At 59.5% G+C, this 22,100-nt stretch carries 23 protein-coding genes and 1 tRNA gene; 14 read left to right on the forward strand and 10 right to left on the reverse strand.

Features of this window, described 5'->3' with window-relative positions:
* The first annotated feature begins 18 nt into the window (after positions 1 to 18).
* From RAK07_RS06495 to rnc, 12 genes are all read left to right on the forward strand, one after another.
* Positions 19 to 2,016 (forward strand): SpoIIE family protein phosphatase, encoded by a 1,998-nt coding sequence (locus RAK07_RS06495; RefSeq protein WP_305732021.1) that lies wholly within the window; start codon positions 19 to 21, stop codon positions 2,014 to 2,016.
* Positions 2,017 to 2,031: 15 nt separating this feature from the next.
* Positions 2,032 to 2,565 (forward strand): SiaB family protein kinase, encoded by a 534-nt coding sequence (locus tag RAK07_RS06500; protein WP_305732022.1) that lies wholly within the window; start codon positions 2,032 to 2,034, stop codon positions 2,563 to 2,565.
* Between the two features lie 20 nt (positions 2,566 to 2,585).
* Positions 2,586 to 2,963, forward strand: a complete 378-nt coding sequence (locus RAK07_RS06505) for a DUF1987 domain-containing protein (protein WP_305732023.1) — start codon at positions 2,586 to 2,588, stop codon at positions 2,961 to 2,963.
* A complete protein-coding gene (locus RAK07_RS06510) occupies positions 2,960 to 4,141 on the forward strand; it encodes a diguanylate cyclase (protein WP_305732024.1) in 1,182 nt (393 codons plus the stop codon). Before RAK07_RS06505 ends, RAK07_RS06510 begins: the two co-directional genes overlap by 4 nt.
* Positions 4,138 to 5,139, forward strand: coding sequence for a DNA polymerase III subunit delta (gene holA, locus RAK07_RS06515; protein ID WP_305732025.1), 1,002 nt, complete (start codon positions 4,138 to 4,140; stop codon positions 5,137 to 5,139). The genes RAK07_RS06510 and holA overlap by 4 nt, the downstream gene beginning before the upstream one ends.
* A gap of 137 nt (positions 5,140 to 5,276) precedes the next feature.
* Entirely contained in the window at positions 5,277 to 7,871 is a 2,595-nt protein-coding gene (locus RAK07_RS06520; protein WP_305732026.1) for a putative bifunctional diguanylate cyclase/phosphodiesterase, read from the forward strand.
* A gap of 7 nt (positions 7,872 to 7,878) precedes the next feature.
* Positions 7,879 to 8,853: a GTP 3',8-cyclase MoaA gene (gene moaA, locus RAK07_RS06525; RefSeq protein ID WP_305732027.1), complete on the forward strand. Its 975-nt coding sequence runs from the start codon at positions 7,879 to 7,881 to the stop codon at positions 8,851 to 8,853.
* Between the two features lie 6 nt (positions 8,854 to 8,859).
* Positions 8,860 to 9,288 (forward strand): MOSC domain-containing protein, encoded by a 429-nt coding sequence (locus RAK07_RS06530; protein ID WP_305732028.1) that lies wholly within the window; start codon positions 8,860 to 8,862, stop codon positions 9,286 to 9,288.
* A gap of 44 nt (positions 9,289 to 9,332) precedes the next feature.
* Entirely contained in the window at positions 9,333 to 10,250 is a 918-nt protein-coding gene (locus RAK07_RS06535; protein WP_305732029.1) for a cation diffusion facilitator family transporter, read from the forward strand.
* 81 nt (positions 10,251 to 10,331) lie between these two features.
* Entirely contained in the window at positions 10,332 to 11,003 is a 672-nt protein-coding gene (locus RAK07_RS06540) for a 4Fe-4S binding protein (RefSeq protein ID WP_305732030.1), read from the forward strand.
* A 120-nt stretch (positions 11,004 to 11,123) separates the two neighbouring features.
* A tRNA-Cys gene (locus RAK07_RS06545) sits at positions 11,124 to 11,198 on the forward strand.
* A 72-nt stretch (positions 11,199 to 11,270) separates the two neighbouring features.
* Positions 11,271 to 11,972, forward strand: coding sequence for a ribonuclease III (gene rnc, locus RAK07_RS06550; RefSeq protein WP_305732031.1), 702 nt, complete (start codon positions 11,271 to 11,273; stop codon positions 11,970 to 11,972).
* Here rnc and RAK07_RS06555 read toward each other — a convergent pair.
* The 8 genes from RAK07_RS06555 to serA all read right to left on the reverse strand — a co-directional run bounded on the left by RAK07_RS06555 (position 11,952) and on the right by serA (position 18,596).
* A complete protein-coding gene (locus RAK07_RS06555) occupies positions 11,952 to 12,791 on the reverse strand; it encodes an HDOD domain-containing protein (RefSeq protein ID WP_305732032.1) in 840 nt (279 codons plus the stop codon). The genes rnc and RAK07_RS06555 overlap by 21 nt on opposite strands.
* A gap of 105 nt (positions 12,792 to 12,896) precedes the next feature.
* Positions 12,897 to 13,283, reverse strand: coding sequence for a hypothetical protein (locus tag RAK07_RS06560; RefSeq protein WP_305732033.1), 387 nt, complete (start codon positions 13,281 to 13,283; stop codon positions 12,897 to 12,899).
* Complete coding sequence (locus tag RAK07_RS06565) at positions 13,280 to 13,804, reverse strand: hypothetical protein (RefSeq protein WP_305732034.1); 525 nt, start codon at positions 13,802 to 13,804, stop codon at positions 13,280 to 13,282. Before RAK07_RS06565 ends, RAK07_RS06560 begins: the two co-directional genes overlap by 4 nt.
* Before the next feature lie 21 nt (positions 13,805 to 13,825).
* Entirely contained in the window at positions 13,826 to 14,686 is an 861-nt protein-coding gene (gene opp4C / locus RAK07_RS06570; protein WP_305732035.1) for an oligopeptide ABC transporter permease, read from the reverse strand.
* Between the two features lie 3 nt (positions 14,687 to 14,689).
* The gene (locus RAK07_RS06575) at positions 14,690 to 15,673 is read right to left on the reverse strand and encodes an ABC transporter permease (RefSeq protein WP_305732036.1); all 984 of its coding nucleotides are present in this window, start codon (positions 15,671 to 15,673) and stop codon (positions 14,690 to 14,692) included.
* Positions 15,670 to 16,266, reverse strand: a complete 597-nt coding sequence (locus RAK07_RS06580) for an XTP/dITP diphosphatase (protein ID WP_305732037.1) — start codon at positions 16,264 to 16,266, stop codon at positions 15,670 to 15,672. Before RAK07_RS06580 ends, RAK07_RS06575 begins: the two co-directional genes overlap by 4 nt.
* Complete coding sequence (gene rph / locus RAK07_RS06585) at positions 16,263 to 16,982, reverse strand: ribonuclease PH (protein ID WP_305732038.1); 720 nt, start codon at positions 16,980 to 16,982, stop codon at positions 16,263 to 16,265. Before rph ends, RAK07_RS06580 begins: the two co-directional genes overlap by 4 nt.
* Positions 16,983 to 16,991: 9 nt before the next feature.
* Positions 16,992 to 18,596, reverse strand: a complete 1,605-nt coding sequence (serA, locus tag RAK07_RS06590; RefSeq protein ID WP_305732039.1) for a phosphoglycerate dehydrogenase — start codon at positions 18,594 to 18,596, stop codon at positions 16,992 to 16,994.
* A gap of 99 nt (positions 18,597 to 18,695) precedes the next feature.
* Here serA and RAK07_RS06595 point away from each other — a divergent pair, with 99 nt between their 5' ends.
* Positions 18,696 to 19,214, forward strand: a complete 519-nt coding sequence (locus RAK07_RS06595; protein ID WP_305732040.1) for a tRNA (cytidine(34)-2'-O)-methyltransferase — start codon at positions 18,696 to 18,698, stop codon at positions 19,212 to 19,214.
* Positions 19,211 to 19,627, forward strand: coding sequence for a secondary thiamine-phosphate synthase enzyme YjbQ (locus RAK07_RS06600; protein ID WP_305732041.1), 417 nt, complete (start codon positions 19,211 to 19,213; stop codon positions 19,625 to 19,627). The genes RAK07_RS06595 and RAK07_RS06600 overlap by 4 nt, the downstream gene beginning before the upstream one ends.
* A gap of 72 nt (positions 19,628 to 19,699) precedes the next feature.
* Here the strand turns inward: RAK07_RS06600 and pyrG are convergent, their stop codons facing one another.
* On the reverse strand, positions 19,700 to 21,307 hold the full coding sequence (gene pyrG / locus RAK07_RS06605; protein ID WP_305733490.1) for a CTP synthase: 1,608 nt from the start codon (positions 21,305 to 21,307) through the stop codon (positions 19,700 to 19,702).
* Positions 21,308 to 21,339: 32 nt separating this feature from the next.
* Complete coding sequence (kdsB, locus tag RAK07_RS06610) at positions 21,340 to 22,095, reverse strand: 3-deoxy-manno-octulosonate cytidylyltransferase (RefSeq protein WP_305732042.1); 756 nt, start codon at positions 22,093 to 22,095, stop codon at positions 21,340 to 21,342.
* Between the last annotated feature and the right edge of the window lie 5 nt (positions 22,096 to 22,100).

The following is a 22,100-nucleotide window of genomic DNA, read 5'->3' on the forward strand; positions in this document are numbered from 1 at the left end:
GGGGGAGCGATCACGTTCATGAAGCATTTGAACCTCAGAACAAAGTTCATGCTGATCATTGCTGCGGTCTTCATGCTCGCCGCCGTTGCCGTACTCTATTCGTTCTCGGTCATTACCAGCCGTATCGTCAATGAGTTCGCATTGCGGGTCGCCAGCAGGCAGGCGCTCCACGACCGGAACAAGATCCTGGCGATCATTGACCGTGAAGTGGCCCTGTCCCTCAAGCTTGCCGATGACGGGATCATCAGGCGCTGGGTCGCGACGGGTCGGAGCGGGGAATACCAGGCGGCAGCACTGGAACAGCTTGAAAGCTACCGACGGTTTTTTCGTAACCATAACTACTTCGTGGCCCGCAGCGTTGATCTGCGGTATTTCAATGCCGACCACTCAGCGCCACCGGCCCGGCCCCATACCTCGGTATTGAGCACGGACCGGACCGCCGATTCCTGGTATTTTGACACCTTGCGCAAAGTTGAAACCTTTGCGCTGAACCTTGACTACAATATTTTGATCCGCCAGGCAAAGCTCTGGATCAACGTGATCATCCGGGATGACGCGGGGCGCAAGATCGGCGTCGGCGGCACCGGTCTGGATCTGAGCAGTTTTCTGAACGAAATCGTTCAGAACGCTGAAACCGGTACCAGCACTATCCTGATCGATGGTCGGGGCGTCATACAGGCTCATCGTGATCAAGCCCTGGTGGAGCGGAATGCCCAGGAACAGGACGCAGCCAAAAAGATCACCATCTTTTCGCTGATGCGGGACGGTGCTGCCGCCGAACAGCTCAAAATCAGCCTGCGGGAACTGGCGGAAAAACGGCAGCAGGTGGCGGTGTTTCCGCTTGAGCTGACAGGGGGGAGGGCGCTGGCCGCTGCGGCCTACATGCCGGAGATCGGCTGGTACAATCTGGTGCTGGTGGATGTCTCCCACGTGCTCGGTTCCGCTACCTTCTACCCGATCATGCTGATCAGTGTGCTCTCGCTGGCCCTGGTCGTCGCCGTCATCGGCTACCAGGTGCACCGTCTGGTGCTGCAGCCGCTCAAGCAACTGAACGACGCCTCCCATGCCGTGGCCGCCGGCACCTATGACGTGGCGCTGCCGGTGCGGCAGCAGGACGAAATTGGTGTCCTGACGGAGAGCTTCAACAGTATGGCCGCCACCGTACGCGACCATACGGCGCACCTCGAAGAACGGGTGCGACAGCGGACCGCGGAATTGACCCGCGTGAACGAACAACTGGAGGCGTCCCAGGCTCGAATCACAGAAAGTCTGCAGTACGCGCGGGTAATCCAGGCTTCCATTCTGCCCGACCCGCGCCGGCTCGACCGGGTTTTCCGGGAATGGTCCGTCCTGTACCAGCCCTGTGATATTGTGGGAGGCGACCTCTACTGGTTGCGGGAACCGCGGGAAGGGATTGCGCTGTTGGCGGTGCTGGACTGCACCGGTCACGGTGTTCCCGGCGCTTTCATGACCATGACCGTGAACGCGGTACTGAACCATATCGTGGACACGGTCTGCGCCGATGATCCGTCCCGTATCCTGCGCGAAACCAGCCGACTGTTGCAGGAGACGTTGCGTCTGCGCCAGGATGGGGACAGCCTGGTCGATGCGGGACTTGACATTGGTCTCTGTTGCATTGACACTGGTCAACACCGCCTTTCCTTTGCCGGTGCCGGTATTTCGCTGTACTGTGTCGAGAACGGCGAACTGCGGGAGATCAGGGGCGATCGTCAGCGGGTGGGGTACAGCGGCAGCGACCCGGCCTTTGTATACCGTACCAGCCACCTCGATCTCACAGCTGCTGCCTGCTTGTACCTGACCACCGACGGCTTTCTGGATGAAGGTGGCGGTCCCCACGGCTACGGCTTCGGCAGCTCCCGCTTTCGTGAACTGCTGACGGAGCAGCCGACACTTCCGCTGGTGCGCCGCACGGAGCTGTTCGAGCAGCGCATCACGGAATGGCGCGGCTCCCGGCGGCAGCGCGACGATATTACGATATTCGGATTTCGACTGTAACAGAAAGGATGGATCATGGATCTGTACAACCTGCGTGAACAGTTTGCCGAGTCGGGCATGATGATCTGTTTCAATGGTCCGTTTTCCCACAGCATCATCGAGGAGATCGGAACGGCCCTCCGCAATCACCTGGCGGCCGAGAACATCGGCAAGGCAGCGGTGCTGGATGTGTTTGCCGTGTACATCGAACTTGCCCAGAACGTGCGTAACTATCTCACCCTGCGGGAGTTGTCCAAAAGCGAGGCGGCCTCTTCCATCATTACCATTGCCCGCTGGGGCGACGGCGGGTACGCCATTTCGTCCGGTAACATGGTACTGCGTGCCGACAGTGAAGCGCTCTGTGCGAGGATTACCGAGATCAACGCCTTGACGCCGGAGGAGCTGAAACGCCAGTACAAGGAGGTCATGCGCCGGGAGGTACCGTCCGATTCCCTGGGGGCGGGACTCGGTCTGCTGGAGATCGCCAAGCGTTCCGCGGCGCCCATGGTCTGCTCGACACGGAATGTCAACGACCAGTTCGTCTTTTTCAGCCTGACTGCCTATATCTGACCTGAGGGAACAACACCACTATGGACGCACTTACCATACCGCAGACTCCTTCGACACCGCTTGTCCGGTTCGACGAATCCCGGCATACGCTGTGCATCGCCGGCGAGTCCTATCCGGAGAACTCCTTTGCCTTCTACACACCGGTTCTGGCCTGGCTGCGGCAGTATCTGCAGCAGGGACGGAAGCTCTCTCTTGATATTACGGTGACTTACCTGAACAGCAGCAGCATCAAATGCATGCTGGACGTACTGGACGCCATGGAGGAAGCATTCGGCAAAGGTGTCGATGTCTCGATCATCTGGCGCTACGACCTTGAAAACCCTCGCTCCTTCGAGCTGGCCGAGGAGTTTTGCGAAGAGGTTACCTTCCCCTTTGAGATTGTTGCCCTGAATAAATGATCAAGGCCAAGAAAAAAAAGAGTCAGGCGGCACCACCGTCCGACGCGACGCTGCTCCGGATGGAAGCGGTGCTTGCCGCCCCCCCGGCGGAGCGAGCCGAGTTGCTGGCGGAGTATTCTGCCCTGTCCGACAGCTACGGCAAGCTGTATCATCAACTGTACAAAACCCTGGCTATCAGCGACACCTACCAGCAGGAACTGAAGGAAGTAACGCAGAAGCTGGAGCATGCGGCCCTCAAACTGCGTCAGTTGAGCGAGGTGGCGCTGCCGATCTGCATGTACTGCCACAAGGTACGGACGGACGACGACTACTGGCAGCGGCTGGAAAGCTATTTCAGCAGCCATGTTGACATCATGTTCAGCCATGGCATCTGTCCCGACTGTATCAAGAGTACCTACAGCAGGTTGGGAGAGCGGGAGCAGGCAGCCGATCCGACCGTCTGTTCCCGGCCGGGCCGCCAGCAACGAAATGACGTGGCCGCTGATGAGCCGCTGCAGGAGATGAAGGTACTGCTGCAACGGATAACCGGCGACGGCAATCCCCTGGCTCCGGAGCTGGAGAAGATCGTCTCCCGGTACGCGAAATTGCTGCGGCGCTTCAACAAGATCGTCACCATCAGCGATTCCTACCAGTTTCAACTGCGTGATCTGAACATGCGGCTAGAGCTGATGGTGCGCACCGACATCCTTACCGGACTGGCCAACCGAATGGAGATGCTCAACCAGCTCGGCATCGAAGTGAAACGGTCGGAGCGTCACCATAAGACTTTTTCCCTGCTCCTGGGTGACTTGGACTTGTTCAAGCAGATCAACGATACCTTCGGTCACCTGGCCGGTGACCGGGTGCTGCGCCAAGTGGCGAGCCGGTTGCGGGACAAGCTGCGCAGCGAGGATGTCTGCGCCCGCTGGGGCGGTGAGGAGTTTATGATCCTGCTGCCGGAAACTTCACTGGATCAGGCGGTGGTGGTGGCGGAAAAGCTGGCCGCCGCGGTCCGTGAAAAGGAGATCGTCTGGGACCGGCAACCGATACGGATAACCATCAGCTTCGGTGTGGGCGAGTTCAGTGTTGGCAGCAGCATTGACGAATTCATCCAGCGTGTCGACAATGCGCTGTACGTGGCCAAGAATACCGGCAGGAACCGGGTTGAAAGAGCGACGTCGCCGCGGTCCCGGCCATGAACGAACAGGAACTGGAAAAACAGCTGGCCCGGAACGAGTTCCAGCCGATCTACTTTCTCTACGGCGAGGAGCCGTTTCTGGTTGAACGGGCCGGCCGACTGATCATGGACAAGGGCGTGGACCCGGCCATGCGGGATTTCAACCTCAATATCTACTATGGCGGCGACTGCCGGGGCACCGAGATCCTCGATACCGCGCAAACGCTGCCGATGTTTGCCGAGCGCCGGGTCGTGGTGGTCAGGCAGGCTGACAAACTACCGGCCGCCACCCAGGAAGGGCTGCTCTCCTATCTCGCCAACCCTTGTCCTGAAACCTGCTTGTTGTTCCTTGCCGCCAAGCCGGACCTGCGGCGCAAGTTTTTCGCCGAATTGAAGAAGCGGCCGGGCAGCCTTGAGTTCAAAAAGCTGTACGAAAATCGTCTGACCCCCTTCATCACTGCCGAGGCAGCCGGTCACGGCAAGAAAATCGAGAGTTCCGGAGCCGAACTGCTGGCGTTTCTGGTGGGCAACAACCTGCAGGAGCTGGTGTCGCAGGTGGAGAAGGCGAGCCTGTACGTGGGGAACCGTCCTGCCATTACCCTGGAGGATGTACGCAGTATCGTCAGCCAGAGCAAATCGTTCAGCGCCTTTGAACTGGCCCGTTTTCTGGGAGAAAAGAACCTTTCCCGGGCGATGGGCACGCTGCAGGCAATGCTGCAGAACGGCGAGGAAGCCCCGATGATTCTGGGGGCACTGTCCAGCCATTTTCGGCGAATCTGGCGGATACGGGAACTCGCGGACAGGAAGTTGCCACCTGCGGAGATCGGTGCCCAGCTCAAAATATCCAGCTATTTTCTGGGGGAGCAGCTTTCCCAGGCCAAGCGCTACCCAGTCGGCGAGCTGCGGGACCTGTTCGAGCGTTTCTTTCGCTGCGACCTGGCGGTAAAGACCGGTGCCGCGGCGGCAACCGTCCTGCAGGGATTACTGTACGAAACCTGTACCGGGGGGCGGGAGCGCTGAGCAGGTGTCGCACGGCTCCCGGCCGGCTGGGGAACCGTACGGATGCGGTCAGGCGTGTCGCGGTAATACCATAGAGATCGTCATGACCGCAACGCCTGCCGGTTCGACGATCGTCGGCAGCATGCCCGGGGTACCTCATGACAGTGCTCAGAAAATTCATACTCTTTACCTCCACCACCCTGAAGCGGTTTATCTTCACGGCAACCCTGATCGTTTCTTCCGTAACGTTTATTTCCGTCATCGTAATCTCGTCCTGGATATTCCTGCAGCAGGCCCAGGATATCTCCGACCGCAATTCCCAGACCATAGCCCGCCAGATTCAGGTGTCCCTGGCCAAGGCCATGGCGAAGGGGCTTACCCGCGAAGATCTGGACAAAATTCTGGAGGAGCACCGGCAGCACCTGCCGAAGGAGTTCAGCGTCATCCTGCACCGCAGGCCGGAAGCCGGCGCACCGCTCCCGGCTGCCGCCGGTGAGGCAGGCCACCTGAACGCGACATTCACCAGTGGTGCCACCGTCCACCGGCGTACCCTGAACAGCTTCGAGCATATCTTTCCCTTCAAGGCCGAGGATCGCTGCCTGGGCTGCCATCCGGGGGCACGGCCGGGGGAGGTGCTGGGGGTGCTGGATATCCGGGAAGACTTCCGCGAGATGCGTGACGATACGGTGCGTCGGGGGCTCTACAGCTTCTTCCTGCTGATGCCGATCCCTCTGCTGATGGCGCTGTCGGTCTCCCGTTTCGTCAACCGTCACGTGGGGGATGCCGTCACCCGTCTGGATGAGAAAGTTCAGTCTGTTACCCGCGTCTCCGACCTGACCCAGGTGGGAATGGAGATCGAGGCGGAAAGCGAGATTCTCCGGTTCGGTGAGCTGGAGACGGTGTTTAGCGGTTTCGGTGCCTTTGTCCAGCGGATCAAGGATGTGGCGGTGGGCAAAGAGATGCTGGAGTTCGAGATCAAGGTGCTGGAGCGCTTCATCATCACCGGTGACTCCATTCGGGACTGGAAGGAGCGGGTCAGCTACCTGCTGGAAGAGATCAACAAGGTCATGCCGGCCTACGCCCTGTTCTGCATTTTCCAGATCGAGGACGAAAGCTACGATATCGAGGTTTTCTGGGCCTCGCCGCCATCGCCGCTCACCCGCAGCATCATGGAGGAGATCATCCGCAACCAGGCCGACCACGAAAATCTGCGCTGCCGGCCCGGTGCCACCATCCAGGTTATTCACAATATCTCGTCAGAAACGGGAGCGCCGCTTGAGCTCGACCGTCATGAGATCGAGCTGGAGACCAAGTCCCTCTACCTTGAGCGGCCCCAGATCGGCGGCGTGGTGGGGATCGGTGTGCAGTCCCAGATCATGATGGATCCGATCCGCTCCCTGGTGATCAACAGCATCCTGACCACCCTGCTCAACGTGGTGGGCTCCATTAAGGCGATCTACAAATATACCCGCGACCTGGAATACTACGCCACCCGCGATCCACTGACCAACCTCTACAACCAGCGGGTCTTCTGGGAACTGCTGGGGTACGAGATCGGTCGTGCCAAGCGTCATTCCTACACCTTCGGCCTGCTGGTGATCGACTTGGACAATTTCAAGCATATCAACGACACCTACGGTCATCTGGTGGGGGACAAGTATCTAGGCCAGATTGCCGACACCATCCACGATTGTCTCCGGCAAGGTGACATCCTGTCCCGCTACGGCGGTGATGAGTTCGCCATCGTGTTGCCGGAAACCGACCAGGAGCAGGTCTACATGGTGGCGGACCGGATCAGGGAGGCCATGGAGTCGCTGACCATGGTCAGTGCTGACGGCTCCAAGATCAGAGGCACCGCTTCAATCGGTTATGCGGTTTTTCCGGAACATGCCGAAAATGAGAAAGACCTGTTCATGTTCGCCGATAACATGACCTACAAGGCAAAGGGACTGGGGAAAAACTGTATCATCGTCCCCACCAACGACGATGTGGTGGAGGTATTCCAGAAAAGCAACGAGATGTCGCGGATGCTGATGCAGGCTTTGGAGGAGCGGCAGATCATTCCCTATTTCCAGCCGATTGTGGCTACCGACAGCGGCCTTATCGCCTGTCACGAGGTGCTCTGCCGGATCGTGGTGGACGGCAAGGTGGTGCCGGCATCGGAGTTCATTGAAATAGCCGAGCGACTGACCGTGGTCAGCCGGCTTGACGCCATCCTGATGGAGAAGGTTTTTGAAAAAGCCCGTACCGTCGGGTACGACGGCTACCTGTTCGTGAATCTTTCGCCCAAGTCGCTGATTTTGAAAGAGTTTGTTCCCTCGGTCATTAAGCTGGCCAATCGCTACCAAATCCGCCATGACCGGGTGGTCTTCGAAATCACCGAGCGGGAAACGGTCAAGAACATGACCCTGCTGGAGCACTTCGTACAGGATCTCAAGCTGGAGGGGTTCAAGTTCGCCATTGACGATTTTGGCTCAGGATTCTCCTCGTTCCAGTATATCCGGCGCCTGCCCATCGACTTCGTCAAGATCGAGGGATTGTTCGTGCGCAACATGCTGGGAGATGCCAAGGACATGGCTTTCGTCAAGACACTGGCGGTGCTGGCCCGGGAGTTCGGTATCCAGACCATTGCCGAATACATCGAAAGCGACGAGGTGCTGAGCGCGGTCAGGGAACTGGGTATCGACTATGCCCAGGGATATTTTACCGGCAGACCCGGCCCGGAATTCGTAATGCAGCGACAGAAGGGATAGCGGCCCGATGCGTGATCAATTCGGACGTAAAATCAATTATCTGCGGCTGTCGGTCACCGACCGTTGCAACATGCGCTGTTTCTACTGCATGCCGGCCGAGGGGGTGGAAAAGGTCGGTCATGAAGCGGTACTTTCCTTTGAAGAGCTGTTTTTGATCGCCGAAACATCCGTTTCCCTCGGTATTGAAAAGATTCGCATTACCGGTGGTGAACCGCTGGTCCGGGCCGGTATCACCGGGTTCCTGGAACAGCTCTCCGCTCTTCCCGGCCTGCGCCACATGGCACTGACCACGAACGGCTTGATGCTGCGGCAGATGGCTGGCGAACTCTACCGGGCCGGTGTGCAGCGGCTGAATGTCAGTCTCGATTCACTGAAACCGTCCGTTTTTGCGGAAATCACGCGGGGCGGGAACCTGCATGCGGTGCTGGCGGGCCTGGATACGGCTGTCTCCGTCGGCTTTCCTCCTCCCAAGATCAATGTCGTGATCATGAGGGGGGTTAATGACGGCGAAATACTCGACTTCGTGGAACTGACCCGCAGCCGTGGCAACGCGGTGCGGTTCATCGAATACATGCCGGTGGTAAAGGAGGAAGGATGGCAGCGTTACTGCATTTCCGGCGTTGAGATCGTGGCCCGCATTGCCGACCACTACCCTCTCGAAACCATTGACAAGGGAGTCTATGCCGGTCCTTCCCGCGATTTCCGCATACCGGGTGCCGAAGGGAGCATTGGCATCATTACGGCCGTGTCCGGTCACTTCTGCAGCGACTGTAACCGGATCAGAGTCACCGCACGGGGGCAGGCCAAGGGTTGTCTCTTCTCCAACGAGAAAACCGATCTGGTGCCGTTTCTGCGCCCGCCGGACCCGGAGGGGCTGACTACGGCACTGCGCAGAATTGTTGCCACAAAACCGGAAGGGCACGGCATAACCTGCGACGGCTATTCGCACACGAATTTTACCATGGCACAGGTGGGAGGCTAGGCAACGATGGCACAAGTGGTTGCGGTCTGTATCAGTGAAAAAAAAGGAGAACGCAAGAAACCGGTGGCGGAAGTGACGCTACGGGTTGACCACGGGATCGTGGGGGACGCCCATGCCGGCGACTGGCATCGCCAGGTGAGTCTGCTGGCTCAGGAAAGCATCGACAAGATGCGGGCTTTGGGGCTGGAGGTGACCACCGGTGACTTTGCCGAGAACATCACCACCAGTGGTATTGATCTGCCTGCGCTGCCGGTGGGTAGCAGGCTGCAGGTGGGTGAAGCCCTGCTGGAAGTGACCCAGATCGGCAAGGAGTGTCACACCCGTTGCGCCATCTATTACCAGGCCGGCGACTGCGTCATGCCCAAGGAAGGGATTTTTGCAAAAGTGATCACCGCCGGCACCGTCAGGCCCGGCGACCGGGTCAGCCGGATCTGACGCCGCAGGGCTGCACCCAGCTCCGCCATTGATCGGCACCGGCCATGACCGCCCTTGACCAGACCATATCACGTCGGCTCATCATTGCCATCCTGCTCACCGGCAGCACCTTTGCCGCCGAGATTGTCGGCGGGATATGGGCCAACTCCCTGGCGCTGCTCTCCGACGCCGGCCACCTCTTTCTCGACCTCTTTGCCCTGCTACTCTCCCTGGGGGCCATCAAACTGGCGGCTCAGCCCCCCACTGCCCGTCATTCGTTTGGTTGGCACCGGGCGGAGGTTCTGGCAGCGTTCCTGAACGGCCTGACGGTACTGGTTATGGCACTGGTAATCCTCTACGAGGGAGGCAAGCGCATGGTCGCCCCCGAAGAGGTCAAGACGGTACCGATGCTGATCATTGCCGTGCTGGGGCTGCTAGCCAACCTGCTGGCGGCCAGGGGGCTGCACGACCATGCCCACGACGATCTGAACGTTAAAAGTGCCTTTCTTCATGTGCTGGGGGACGCCGTTGCCTCCCTGGGAGTCATTGTCGGCGCGCTTGTCATGCTTTTTACCGGCTGGTATCAGCTCGATGCACTCATTTCCATCGCCATCGGCCTGCTGATCATGGTCGGAGCCTGGCGGGTCCTGCGGGATGCCGTCCATATCCTGATGGAGGGGGTCCCACCCGGCATGTCGCTGGAGCAGGTTGCTCAGCGCATCAAGGAGGTGGAAGGGGTGGCGGACCTGCATCACCTCAACCTCTGGTCAGTCTGCTCCCATATCATCGCTCTCTCGGTTCACGTGGAGGTGCAGCCGGGCCACGAAGAGGAGCGGGGAAGCCTGCTGCACCGGATCGAACAGGTTCTGGCCCGCGACTTTCACATCACCCATACCACCATTCAGCTGGAATGCAGCTCCTGCAACGGTGGCCCACTCTTCAAGCCGATGCGCCATATCCGGCGCGAACATCGCCATCAGTGACCAGAACACAGCGCAGAAAATTCTATTGACAATATATTCATAAAACCATATATATGATTGCAATTATATTGAGGGGGTTTTATGAAAGCTGCTGCTGATTTGCTTCCCGTGGAGTTGCCCATCACCAAGCCGTTACACCGCTGGCTGTTGGGGCTGTTCATGGTGACCGTCATTCTACTGGGGTGGAAGTATCCGTTATTGGGGTTTGCCGTTCCCGTTGCCATGGCTACCGGCATGGTGGGCGGGCTGTTCCGGGGGCGGTATGTCTGTGGAAACGTTTGCCCCCGGGGAAGCTTCTATGACACCCTGTTTGGATATTTTGCCGGAAAACGCCCGTTGCCTGCGTTCATGTACCGTTCCGATTTCCGTTGGGGAGTGATGGTGGTGCTGATGAGCTTCATGACATGGCGGATTAGCCAGAATCCCGGGGATTGGCAACACTGGGGACGGGTCTTCTGGAGCATGTGCCTGATTACCACCGCCATTGGCGTGCCGTTGGGGATGATCTATCGCGCCCGCACCTGGTGTTCATTCTGTCCGGTGGGTACGTTTGCCGCCGCTGTGGGGGGGGGCAAGTACCGACTTGAGATCGCTGCAGATTGCCGGCAGTGCGGTGCCTGCGAAAAACAGTGCCCCATGGGATTTTCCATAGCCGAACATCGTGGCGATGGCCTGGTGCCCCATCGCGACTGCATCAAATGTTCCAGCTGCGTTGCGGCCTGCCCGCGTGGTGCCCTTTCCTGGCCGTCGTAAAAGTGTTGCCGTTACCACGGCGTGGTTTTGGGGCTCACAGGCTGTTTTGATCTGTTCAAGAAAATAGCCTTGACAGTTCGACAAAAAAACACGTATAAAAACGTTTCCGTAACGGATGATGGCGACGTAGCCAAGTGGTAAGGCAGAGGTCTGCAAAACCTTTATTCAGCGGTTCAAATCCGCTCGTCGCCTCCAAAAAAATCAAGGGGTTAAGCAATTGAGGCTTAACCCCTTTTCTGTTGCTGACGCGTTGCAGAGGGGAGGCCGATGTCGGTATCGCTCCAGAATATGCTCGGTCACAGTTTTTCTGACGAATCGTTGCTGCGTACCGCTCTGACCCATCCCTCCCGCTTCAATGAAGCGCAGGAAGGCGGTGACTACCAACGCCTCGAGTTTTTGGGAGATGCCGTGTTGGGGCTGTTGCTGGCCGACCTGCTCTATCAGCGTTTTGCCCACCTCGGGGAAGGGGAACTTTCCCGGTTGCGCGCATCGCTGGTCGATCAGACCCGGCTTGCTGAGCTGGCTCTTACCGCTGACATCGCCCCCCATATCCTGCTGGGCAGGGGGGAGGAACGCGACAGTGGTCGGGATAAACCGTCCATCCTGGCTGATGTCCTTGAAGCGGTGATTGGCGCCATTTACCTCGATGGCGGCCTGCCGGCGGCACGATCCGTTGTCGAGGCGTTGTACGCCCCGTTGCTGGACGACGTGACCGCGACGACGTTGCCCAATGATCCGAAAAGCCGCTTGCAGGAATGGCTGGCTGCTCAACGCCTCGGTGCACCGTACTACGAATTGCTGGCGGAGGAGGGCCCACCTCACGATCGCCGCTATACCGTTGGTGTCAGCGTTGATGGTACCGTCTGGGGAACGGGCACAGGACGCAGCAAAAAAGCCGCTCAGCAGGAAGCTGCGAGGGCGGCGTTGAAGAGAGCGGGGGAAGAGGGATCAAAACTCCGCGTCGCGTGAGTCTTCGAGCAGAGCTTCCAGTTCGGCGATCTGCATTTCGCCCAAATCCAGCACTTCTGCTTCAAGGGTACGCAACAGATTCATTACCGGTGTATGTTTCAGGCCCAGCCCGATCCGGTGACAGGCCAGGTTCACCAGCCGGACGATGGCCAGCATTTTGTTGATCGGGTCCCACTGCTCACAGTGATGGTCACGGACCACATCACAGTACATCGCGGGAAAGTTCCAGTGCTGCATCAGACGGTGTCCCTGTTCCACATGCATGACCTCGAAAATCTCCCGGATCAGTTCATCGTCGAACATGGAGCTGATCACGCCCGCCTTGACCAGCCGCTCAATCGCCTTCAGCAGATACAGTTTGCCCACGTCGTGCAGCAGCGCCGCCAGGTAGATTTCGTCGGCAATGCCGCGCATGCCGCAGTTATGAGCCAGCCAGCGGGCACCCAGTGCGGCGCCGTGGCTGTGCTGCCAGAGTGCCTTCATGTAGCTGTTCAGTGCCGGATTTTCGGACGCATGGGCAGCGGCCTGCGAGGCGGCGATGGCGATGTTGATCACCTGCTGGGCACCGAGGCGGATCACCGCTTCCTTGATGGTGGCAACCTTGGTGCGTCCCATGTACATCGGCGAGTTGGCCATTTTGAGCATCTGGCTGGCCAATGCCTGATCTTCATTGGAAACTTGGGCAACTTCGTCGACGGTAAAATCATAATCCGACAGCATCCGCTGTAACTTGAGCGCAACCGGATGAAAGATCGGCAGTTCGATCGGCTGGGAAGCGATTAGTTTTTTTACGGTTTCCGGCAGTTCAACCTGGGACATCTGACCCCCTCCTGGGAAAGTCGACGAAATGAATCGTCTTCGTTCACAGCCGATTGTTACGGCATTCCTTCACTAAAGTCAACCGGACGGGTGGCCGTCGTTGCGTTAGCAGCCGCAGCCGCAGTTGTGGCAGACCTTGCGGAAGGCGGCATCAGGCGCGATGGTCTCGGGGGCAAAAGCGATTCTGCGGACAGCCTTGCTGATATCTTCAACGATATGAAGGTGTTCACTCTTGCCGATAATGTGGCCGACGCACTGGTTGTGGTGGTTGTCCCGGGGGGAAGAGACCTTGACACTGTTCAAGAGGTCGGCATAGCTGTTGACCGTGATGACCACCTCACGGTTGTGTCTGACTTCAAGTGCGATACCCAGCGGCATCAGCTCGTTGGTCAAGTCCTGTATGGCTTCGGCAAATTCGGCGCCGTCGAAGTCGAAAAACCAGTCCCTGCGCTGATGTACCTGCTCAAGAATCGTTATAATCACCGGTTTCATACGTGTTTCACCTCTTCCACAAGGCTGCGGAGCGAGCAGCCCCGCTCCCAGGCATCGTACTGATCGGCCTTCAAATCCAGAAAGCTGTCGACGCGCCGGCGATACCATTCCCGGTCGCTGCATTCTGCTTCGACCAGGAGATATTCATCCATTGTAATCAAACTGGATTCCTGCAGGTAGCGATACCAGGCGAGAATAGCGTTGAGATGCTGTTCAAGCAGCCTGAACTCAGGTTCCATGGTACGGATGATGTACCAGGTGCCACCGAAACAGCGCACCAGTCGGGGCCGTACCCGCAGAATGTTCCAGCAGAGCGTGTCCATCAGGTAATCCCGCAGGTAGTAATCGACGCAGTACGCACGTTCGGAAGCCTGCTCCGGCGTAAGTCCCCCCTGCAGCAGCCAGGCATGAAAACACTGCAGCAGGCTGCGGCAGTGCTGATCCACCTGCAGTTCTTCCTCGAGGGTGGTGAAGTCGAATTGCGTGAGGTGAAATTCGGGTACACGGGCATCGTTGTTCATAAGATTGAAATCCGTTAATGGTCAGGTGGAAGTTCTGGGGTCAAGGGCATCCCGGATCCCTTCTCCCAGCAGGTTGTACGCCAGCACGGTAAGCAGGATGGCCAGACCGGGAAAGAGAGACAGCCACCAGGCAAACTCGATGTAGTCCTTGCCGGAGGTGAGGATGTTTCCCCAACTGGCGGTGGGAGGTTGTACGCCGATCCCCAGAAAGGAGAGGGCAGATTCGGTCAGGATGGCGCCGGCCACCCCCAGGGTTGCCGCCACCAGCACCGGCGACAGGGCATTGGGCAGAATGTGGCGCAGGATGATCCGGGCGTCGGAGGCACCGCTGCAGCGGGCCGCCATGATGTAGTCCATTTCCCGGATTGCCAGGGTTTCCGCCCGTACCAGCCGTGCTACCCCCATCCAGCCGGTCAGGCCGATCACCGCCATGATGTACCAGATGGAAGGCTCCAGGAAGGTAATGATGGCAAGAATCAGGAAAAAGGCCGGAAAACAGAGCATGATGTCCACCAGCCGCATCAGGATGGTATCCACCCAGCCGCCGTAGTAGCCGGCCACCAGGCCCACCAGCGATCCCAGCAGTACAGCGATGCCGATGGCCACCAGGCCCACCTTGAGAGAGATGCGCGCGCCGAAGAGTACCCGGCTGAATACGTCCCGTCCCAGCTCGTCCGTACCGAACCAGTGGGACCAGGAGGGGGGGGAAAGCACCTGCCAGGCGTTGATCTCGTTGGGATCGTAGGGGGCAAGCAACGGTGCGCAGAGCGATATCAGAAAGAGCAATAGCACCACGCCGCCGCCAACCATGGCCAGGCGGTTCCTGCGCAGGCGAGGCCAGAAGACGGCGGCCAGATAGGAGTGTCTGAAGCCGGTGAGCATCGGCTAGTCCCTCGTTCCCTGGCGGATGCGCGGGTCGGCCAGGGCGTAGCCCAAATCGGCCACCAGGTTGCCGATCAGGGTCAAGCCGGCACCGATGACCAGAATCCCCATCACCACCGGATAGTCACGGGCCATCACCCCCTGGTAGAACAGCTGTCCCATGCCGGGGATGGCGAAGATGGTCTCGAAAATTACGCTGCCGCCGATCAGGCCGGGGATGGAAAAACCGGCCAGGGTGATGAGCGGCAGCAGGGCGTTGCGCAGGCCGTGCTTCCAGACGACCACCCGCTCCGACAGCCCCTTGGCCCGGGCCGTGGTGATGTAGTCCTGGCCAATCACCTGCAACATGGCGGAACGCATGTACCGGGAAACCCCGGCCAGGGAGCCGAAGGAGGCCACGCAGACCGGCAGGATCAGGTGTTTCGTCAGATCCCAGAGACGGCCGAACCAGCCGTAAGCCTCGTATCCCAGGGTGTGCAGACCGGAGATCGGCAGCCAGTTCAGCTTGACCCCGAAGAAGTACATCAGCAGTAGTGCCAGCCAGAAGGTGGGCACGGCAAACCCCAGAAACACAAACACCGTCAGCCCCTTGTCCAGGAGCGAGTTACGGTGCACGGCGGCCAGGATGCCGATGGGGATGGCCAGGCCGAATTCAATGATCAGGGCAATGATGTTGAGGGATACGGTGATCGGCAGCCGCTCGGCGATTTTGTCCAGCACCGGCCGGTTATCACTGGAGAAGGAGCGGCCGAAATCAAGGTGGGACAGTTTTTTCAGCCAGGTGAGGTACTGCACGTGCAGCGGCTGGTCCAGGCCGTAGAACTTAGTGAGCCGTTCCCGGGCTTCCTTGCCCACCTTGGGGTTCATGGCCATCTGCATATCCACCGGCTCGCCGGGGGCCAGATGGATGACGGTAAAGGTGATCAGGGTGATTCCCAGCAGCAGGGGAACCAGCATGGCCACCCGTTTTACCAGCCAGAGGGTCACCGCCCCGACTCCCGAAGCCACGCACTGAAGGCGCGCAGCGCCTGTCCCCGGTGACTGATCCGGTTTTTCTGCTCCACCGACAGTTCGGCCATGGTGGCGTTCTGATCGGGAATCAACAGCAGCGGGTCATAGCCGAAACCGCCGTCACCCCGGGGAGTTTCCAGGATTCTGCCGGCGATCTTCCCTTCAAAGAGGGCCTCGGTGCCGTCGGGATGCACGAATGCCAACATGCAGACAAAGGCACCGCCGCGTCGGTCGGCGGGGATATCCTTTAACTCCCGCAGCAGTTTGCGGTTGTTGGCTTCGTCGTTGCTGGGTTCACCGGCGTAGCGGGCCGAGATCACGCCGGGCAAGCCGTTCAGGGCATCCACGGTGAGGCCGGAGTCGTCGGCGATCACCGGCAGACCGCTTGCCGCCGAGGCCTCGCGGGCCTTTTTCAGGGCATTCTCGGCAAAGGTGGTGCCGTCCTCAACGGTTTCCGGGAGATGGGGCAGATCAACAAGGCAGAGCAGCTCCTCAACGCTGTCCTTGAGATAGGCACCGATCTCCTTCATCTTCCCCCGGTTGCGGGTGGCTACCAGCAGCTGTTTCATGGTTGCAGCGTCTCCTGCTGGATGGCGAACAGGCGGCTGATCCCCTCCATGGCCAGGGAGCGCATGGCGTCCATCTGTTCGATGGTGAACGGCTCTGCCTCGGCGGTCCCCTGGATCTCCACAAAACGTCCCGACGAGGTCATCACGAAGTTCATATCCACTTCGGCACCGGAGTCCTCGGTGTAGTCCAGATCCAGTAACGCCTCGCCGCCGACGATGCCGACGCTCACCGCCGCCACCGCCTCCTTCAGCGGATTTTCGGCGATCCGCCCCTGGCGCAGCAAGGTCTGCACCGCATCGGCCAGGGCCACCCAGGCACCGGTGATGGAGGCGGTACGGGTGCCGCCATCGGCCTGGATCACGTCGCAATCGATGTAGATGGTCCGCTCTCCCAGCTTGGCCATATCCGTCACCGCCCGAAGCGAGCGGCCGATCAGGCGCTGGATTTCCAGGGTGCGGCCCGACTGTTTTCCCTTGGCAGCCTCCCGGGGCGACCGGGTGTGGGTGGCTCGGGGAAGCATGGCGTATTCGGCGGTGACCCAGCCGGCTCCCTTGCCCCGCAGGAAGGAGGGAACCGACTCCTCCACCGACGCGGTGCAGATGACGCGGGTATCACCGAACTCCACCAGTACCGAGCCTTCCGGATGTTTGATGAAGTGACGGGTCATGGTGACCGGACGCAGCTGGTTGTTCTGACGTTCAAATGAGCGTTTCATACAGGTTCCCTAGCGCCGGGCCGACGGCATATGGATAGCCTTGATAAAGGTCGCCTCCGTTGCCCCGCGAATCTTCTCAAGCACCGCGGCCGGAGCGGCGGAGTCAAGGGACAGGATCACCATGGCCTCGCCCCGCTTTTCGCTGCGCCCCAGGTTCATGGCGGCGATGTTGATGTCGTGCTGCCCCATGATGGTGCCGATTTTGCCGATCATGCCGGGACGGTCGGCGTAGTGCAACAGCAGCATATGCTCTTCAGGGGTGAAGTCCATGGCGTAATCGCGCAGCCGGACAATCCGGGGAACCCCTTCGAAGAGGGTGCCGGCGATGGTGCGCCGCTTGCCGCCGCTCGCCTCGGCGGTCAACGTGATCAGGTTGGAGAAGGCATCGGCATGGGTGGACTTGGTCTCCTCCACCACGATCCCCATCTGGTCGGCGATGAGCGACGCATTAACCATGTTGACATCCTGATCAACCACATGCCCCAGCAGGGAGGCCAGACCGCAGACCGTGAGCGGCGAGCAGTCGTAGTGGGCAATGGCGCCGGCGTAGCTGAAGATCAGCTTCTCCGGATGGCTGTCCAGCAACTGGATGCCGAAGTCGCACATCACATTCACCAGGTTCAGGAACGGCCGCATCTGATCCATCAAGGCCAGGTCGAAACGAGGGATGTTCACGGCGTTTTCCAGGGGTTTCTCATCCAGGTAGTTGAGGATCTCCTTGGAAACGTCGACCGCCACGTTGATCTGGGCTTCAACGGTGTTGGCACCCAGGTGGGGGGTGACGGTCAGCTTCGGATGGGCGATCAGGTCCTTCAGGACCGGTGTCTTTGGCGGTTCCTCGCTCCAGACGTCAAAGGCAGCCAGGGAGACCTTGCCGTTGTTCAGGTTGTCCAGCATGGCCTGCTCGTCGATGATGCCGCCGCGCGCCACGTTGAGGACGATGACACCGTCTTTCATCATGCCAAATTCACGGGGGCCGATCATCCCCTTGGTCTCAGAGGTCAAGGGGGTGTGGACGGTGATGATATCGCAGTTCTTGTAGATTTCGTCGTGGGAAACCAGCTTCACTCCCAGGTCGTGGGCGCGCTTGACCGCAATGTAGGGGTCGCAGGCCAGCACCTCGCACTCGAACGCCTTCAAGCGGGTGGCCACCCGGCCCCCCACCTTGCCGAGGCCGATCACGCCGGCGGTCTTCCCTTTCAACTCCACACCGGTAAAGGGAGCCCGCTTCCACTCGCCGGACTTGAGGGAACCGTTGGCAATGGTCACGTTACGGCAGGCAGCCATCAGGAGCGCCATGGTATGCTCGGCAGCACTGTTGGTGTTGCCGAAGGGGGCGTTCACCACGATCACCCCTTTGGAGCTGGCATAGTCAACATCGACATTGTCGATCCCCACGCCGGCCCGGGCCACCATTTTCAGCTTCTTGGCGGCATCCAGCAGGTCGCGGTCCACCGTGGTGCCGCTCCGGGTGATGATCACGTCGTATTCGCCTATCAGGGCAAGCAGTTCTTCCTTCTTGAGACCCAGACGGACATCCATTTTTACCCGGGGGTCCTGACGCAGCAGTTCAAGCCCTTCGGCGGCAACTTCATCGGTAACGATAATCTTCATACGCCCCTCTTTCATCACGGGATTTAGAAGCGCACATAGTAGCTGCCACGGCAAAAAAATGCAAGCCGACCAACGCCCGCCTATGGTATACGTTCCGTCATGCATCCCTTTCATATTGTACTGATCGAACCGGAGATTCCCCCCAATACCGGCAACATCGCCCGGCTCAGCGCTGCTGCCGGTGCTTCCCTGCACCTGGTGGGCAGACTGGGATTTTCCCTTGATGACCGCTACCTGAAACGGGCCGGCCTGGATTATTGGGACAAGGTGGACCTGCACCGCTGGGAGAGCCTGGAGGAGCTGCGGTCGTCATACCCCCGGGCACGCTTCTGGTATCTGACCACCAAGAGCAGTCGCAGCTGCTATGGTGAAGGGCTGTTCCAGTCGGGGGATTTCCTTGTCTTCGGCCGGGAAACCGCCGGCCTGCCCGAGGAGTTGCTGGCCGCCAACCCCGATGCCTGTCTGACCATCCCGATGCCGGGAAAGGTCCGCAGCCTCAACCTGTCAAACGCCGTGGCGGTGGTGCTCTACGAGGCGCTGCGCCAGACCGGCATGCTTAACGCAGGAACAGCTCCGCCTGAGAATCCGACCATCACCAACCGGGAGGCCTGGGTATGAATTCCTATCGCCATGAACTCTGGTTTGAAACATCCCGCCGCCGGGAACTTATCAACATCACCTCCCAGGTTGCCGCCTGCCTGCGGGAGAGCGGTATCCGGGAGGGGCTGCTGCTCTGCAATGCCATGCATATTACGGCCAGCGTTTTTATCAACGACGACGAGTCGGGGTTGCACCAGGACTTTGAGGAGTGGCTGGAGCAACTGGCACCGGAGAAGCCCTATTCCCGGTACCGCCACAACGGCTACGAGGATAACGGCGATGCCCACCTGAAGCGGACCATCATGGGACGTGAGGTGGTGGTGGCGGTGACGGAGGGAAAGCTGGACTTGGGGCCATGGGAGCAGATCTTTTACGGCGAGTTCGACGGCAAGCGCAAGAAACGGGTGCTGGTCAAGATTATTGGTGAATGAAGGTGTGTTCCGACGAAAAAGCCCGCCAAAATAGCGGGCTTTTTCGTCGGAACGGCAATCTGCTCAACGAGCTTAACGCTTGGTGCGATGGGCCAGGGAGGCTCCCACAAACGCCTTGAACAGCGGGTGGGGGACCAACGGCTTTGACTTGAATTCCGGATGGAACTGGCAGCCCAAAAACCAGGGATGGTCGGGTAGTTCGATAATCTCCACCAGGTTCTTCTGCTGGTTGATGCCGGAGAGTATCAGGCCCTTGTCGGTCAGCCGTTCGCGGTAGCTGTTGTTGAACTCATAGCGGTGGCGGTGACGCTCGGATATTTCGGTGTCATTGTAGGCGTCAAAGGCTTTTGTCCCCTTGGTGATGCTGCAGGGGCAGGCCCCCAGCCGCATGGTGCCCCCCTTCTTGCTGACGCTCTTTTGCTCCTCCATCAGGTGGATGACCGGATCCTTGCAGTTGGGGTTGAACTCGCTGGAGCCGGCATGCTTGAGTCCGCAGGCGTTGCGGGCGAACTCCACCGCCGCCATCTGCATCCCCAGGCAGATGCCGAAGAAGGGGAGCTTGCGGGTACGGGCGAATTCGATGGCCTTGATTTTTCCTTCCGATCCCCGCTCGCCGAAGCCGCCCGGCACCAGCAGGCCGTCCACATCGTCCAGCCAGCCTTCGATGCCGGTCTCCTCGATCTTTTCGGAATCGATGTATTTCAGGTAGACCCGGCAGTCGTTGGCGATGCCGCCGTGGGTGAGGGCCTCGGCCAGTGACTTGTAGGATTCGGTCAGGTTGACGTACTTGCCGACGATGGCGATACGGACTTCACCGTGGCTGGGGTGGCGCAGGGTTTCCACCACATTCTGCCAGGGAGTCAGGTCGGGCTGCTTGGTCCAGATGTTGAGCTTTTCCACCACCTGCTCATCCAGACGCTCCTTGTTCAGGGAAAGAGGAACTGCGTAGATGTGCTCGGCATCCACCGACTGGATGACGCAGTTCTCTTCTACATTGCAGAAGAGGGAAATCTTCTTTTTCATGTCCTGGGGAAGCTCGCGGTCGCAACGACAGATCAGGAGGTCCGGCTGGATACCGATTTTACGGAGCTCCATCACCGAGTGCTGGGTCGGCTTGGTTTTCAGTTCGCCGGCAGTACGGATATAGGGCACCAGGGTAACATGAACGTACAGGGTGTTGCCGACGCCCCGGTCGAAGCGGAACTGGCGGATCGCTTCCAGGAAGGGAAGGGATTCGATGTCGCCGACGGTCCCCCCCACCTCGACGATGGCAACGTCCGCTCCCTTGACGTTATCGAGGATTTTCTGCTTGATTTCATCGGTGATATGGGGAATGACCTGGACGGTTCCCCCCAGGTAGTCGCCGCGCCGCTCCTTGTCGATAACGGAAAAGTACACCTGGCCGGTGGTGAAGTTGCTTTTCTTGGACAGGCGGGCGGAGGTGTAGCGCTCGTAGTGTCCCAGGTCCAGGTCGGTTTCGGCGCCATCGTCGGTGACGAAGACCTCGCCGTGCTGGAACGGTGACATGGTGCCGGGATCGACGTTGATGTAGGGGTCGAGCTTCTGCATGGTGACCCGCAGTCCCCGTGCCTCCAGCAGGGCCCCCAGGGAGGCGGCAGCCAGCCCCTTGCCGATGGAGGAGACGACACCACCGGTAATAAAGATGAACTTGGTTTTCATGGGGCTAGCTTCCTGATCCTTGGTACGTGCGCTCATGGTTGTATCAACTCCCTGGCTTTGGCGAGATCTTCGGGGGTATCGACCCCCAGGGATTCAAATTCCGTTTCCACCACCTTGATCCTGACGCCGTTTTCAAGGGCGCGCAATTGCTCCAGCTTTTCGGATACTTCCAGAAAGGTCTGCGGCATGGCGGCAAAGCGCAGCAGGAAGTCGCGGCGGTAGACGTAGAGGCCGACATGCTTGTAGCAGAGCAGCCTGCCGGCTTCAAATGCCTCGTTCTTCAGGTCGTGCCACTTGTCCCGGAAGAAGGGGAGGGGGGACCGGGAAAAGTAAAGGGCATACCCCTCGGCATCCGTCACCACCTTGACCACATTCGGCGACAGGAAATCGTGAAGCTGCCTGATCCGGCTTTTCAGGGTACCCATCTGCAGGCCGGGCGAGGAGAGAAACGGTTCGATGGCCTGATCGATCATGGCCGGCTCGATCAGCGGCTCGTCCCCCTGTACGTTGACGACGATCTCCGCATCGAGTCCTCGGGCCACTTCGGCCAGACGGTCGGTACCGGTCTCGTGGCTGCTGGAGGTCATCACCGCTTCGCCGCCGACCTGACGGATGACATCGGCAATACGACGGTCATCGGTTGCCACGATGACGCGGGAAACCAACGACGCGGCGCGGGCCCGTTCATAGACATGCTGGATGATCGGTTTACCGGCCAGGTCGGCCAGGGCCTTGCCGGGAAAGCGAGTGGAACCGTAACGGGCCGGTATGATGGCAATGATAGTCATGGGGG

Source organism: Trichlorobacter ammonificans (assembly GCF_933509905.1).
GTDB lineage: Bacteria > Desulfobacterota > Desulfuromonadia > Geobacterales > Pseudopelobacteraceae > Trichlorobacter > Trichlorobacter ammonificans.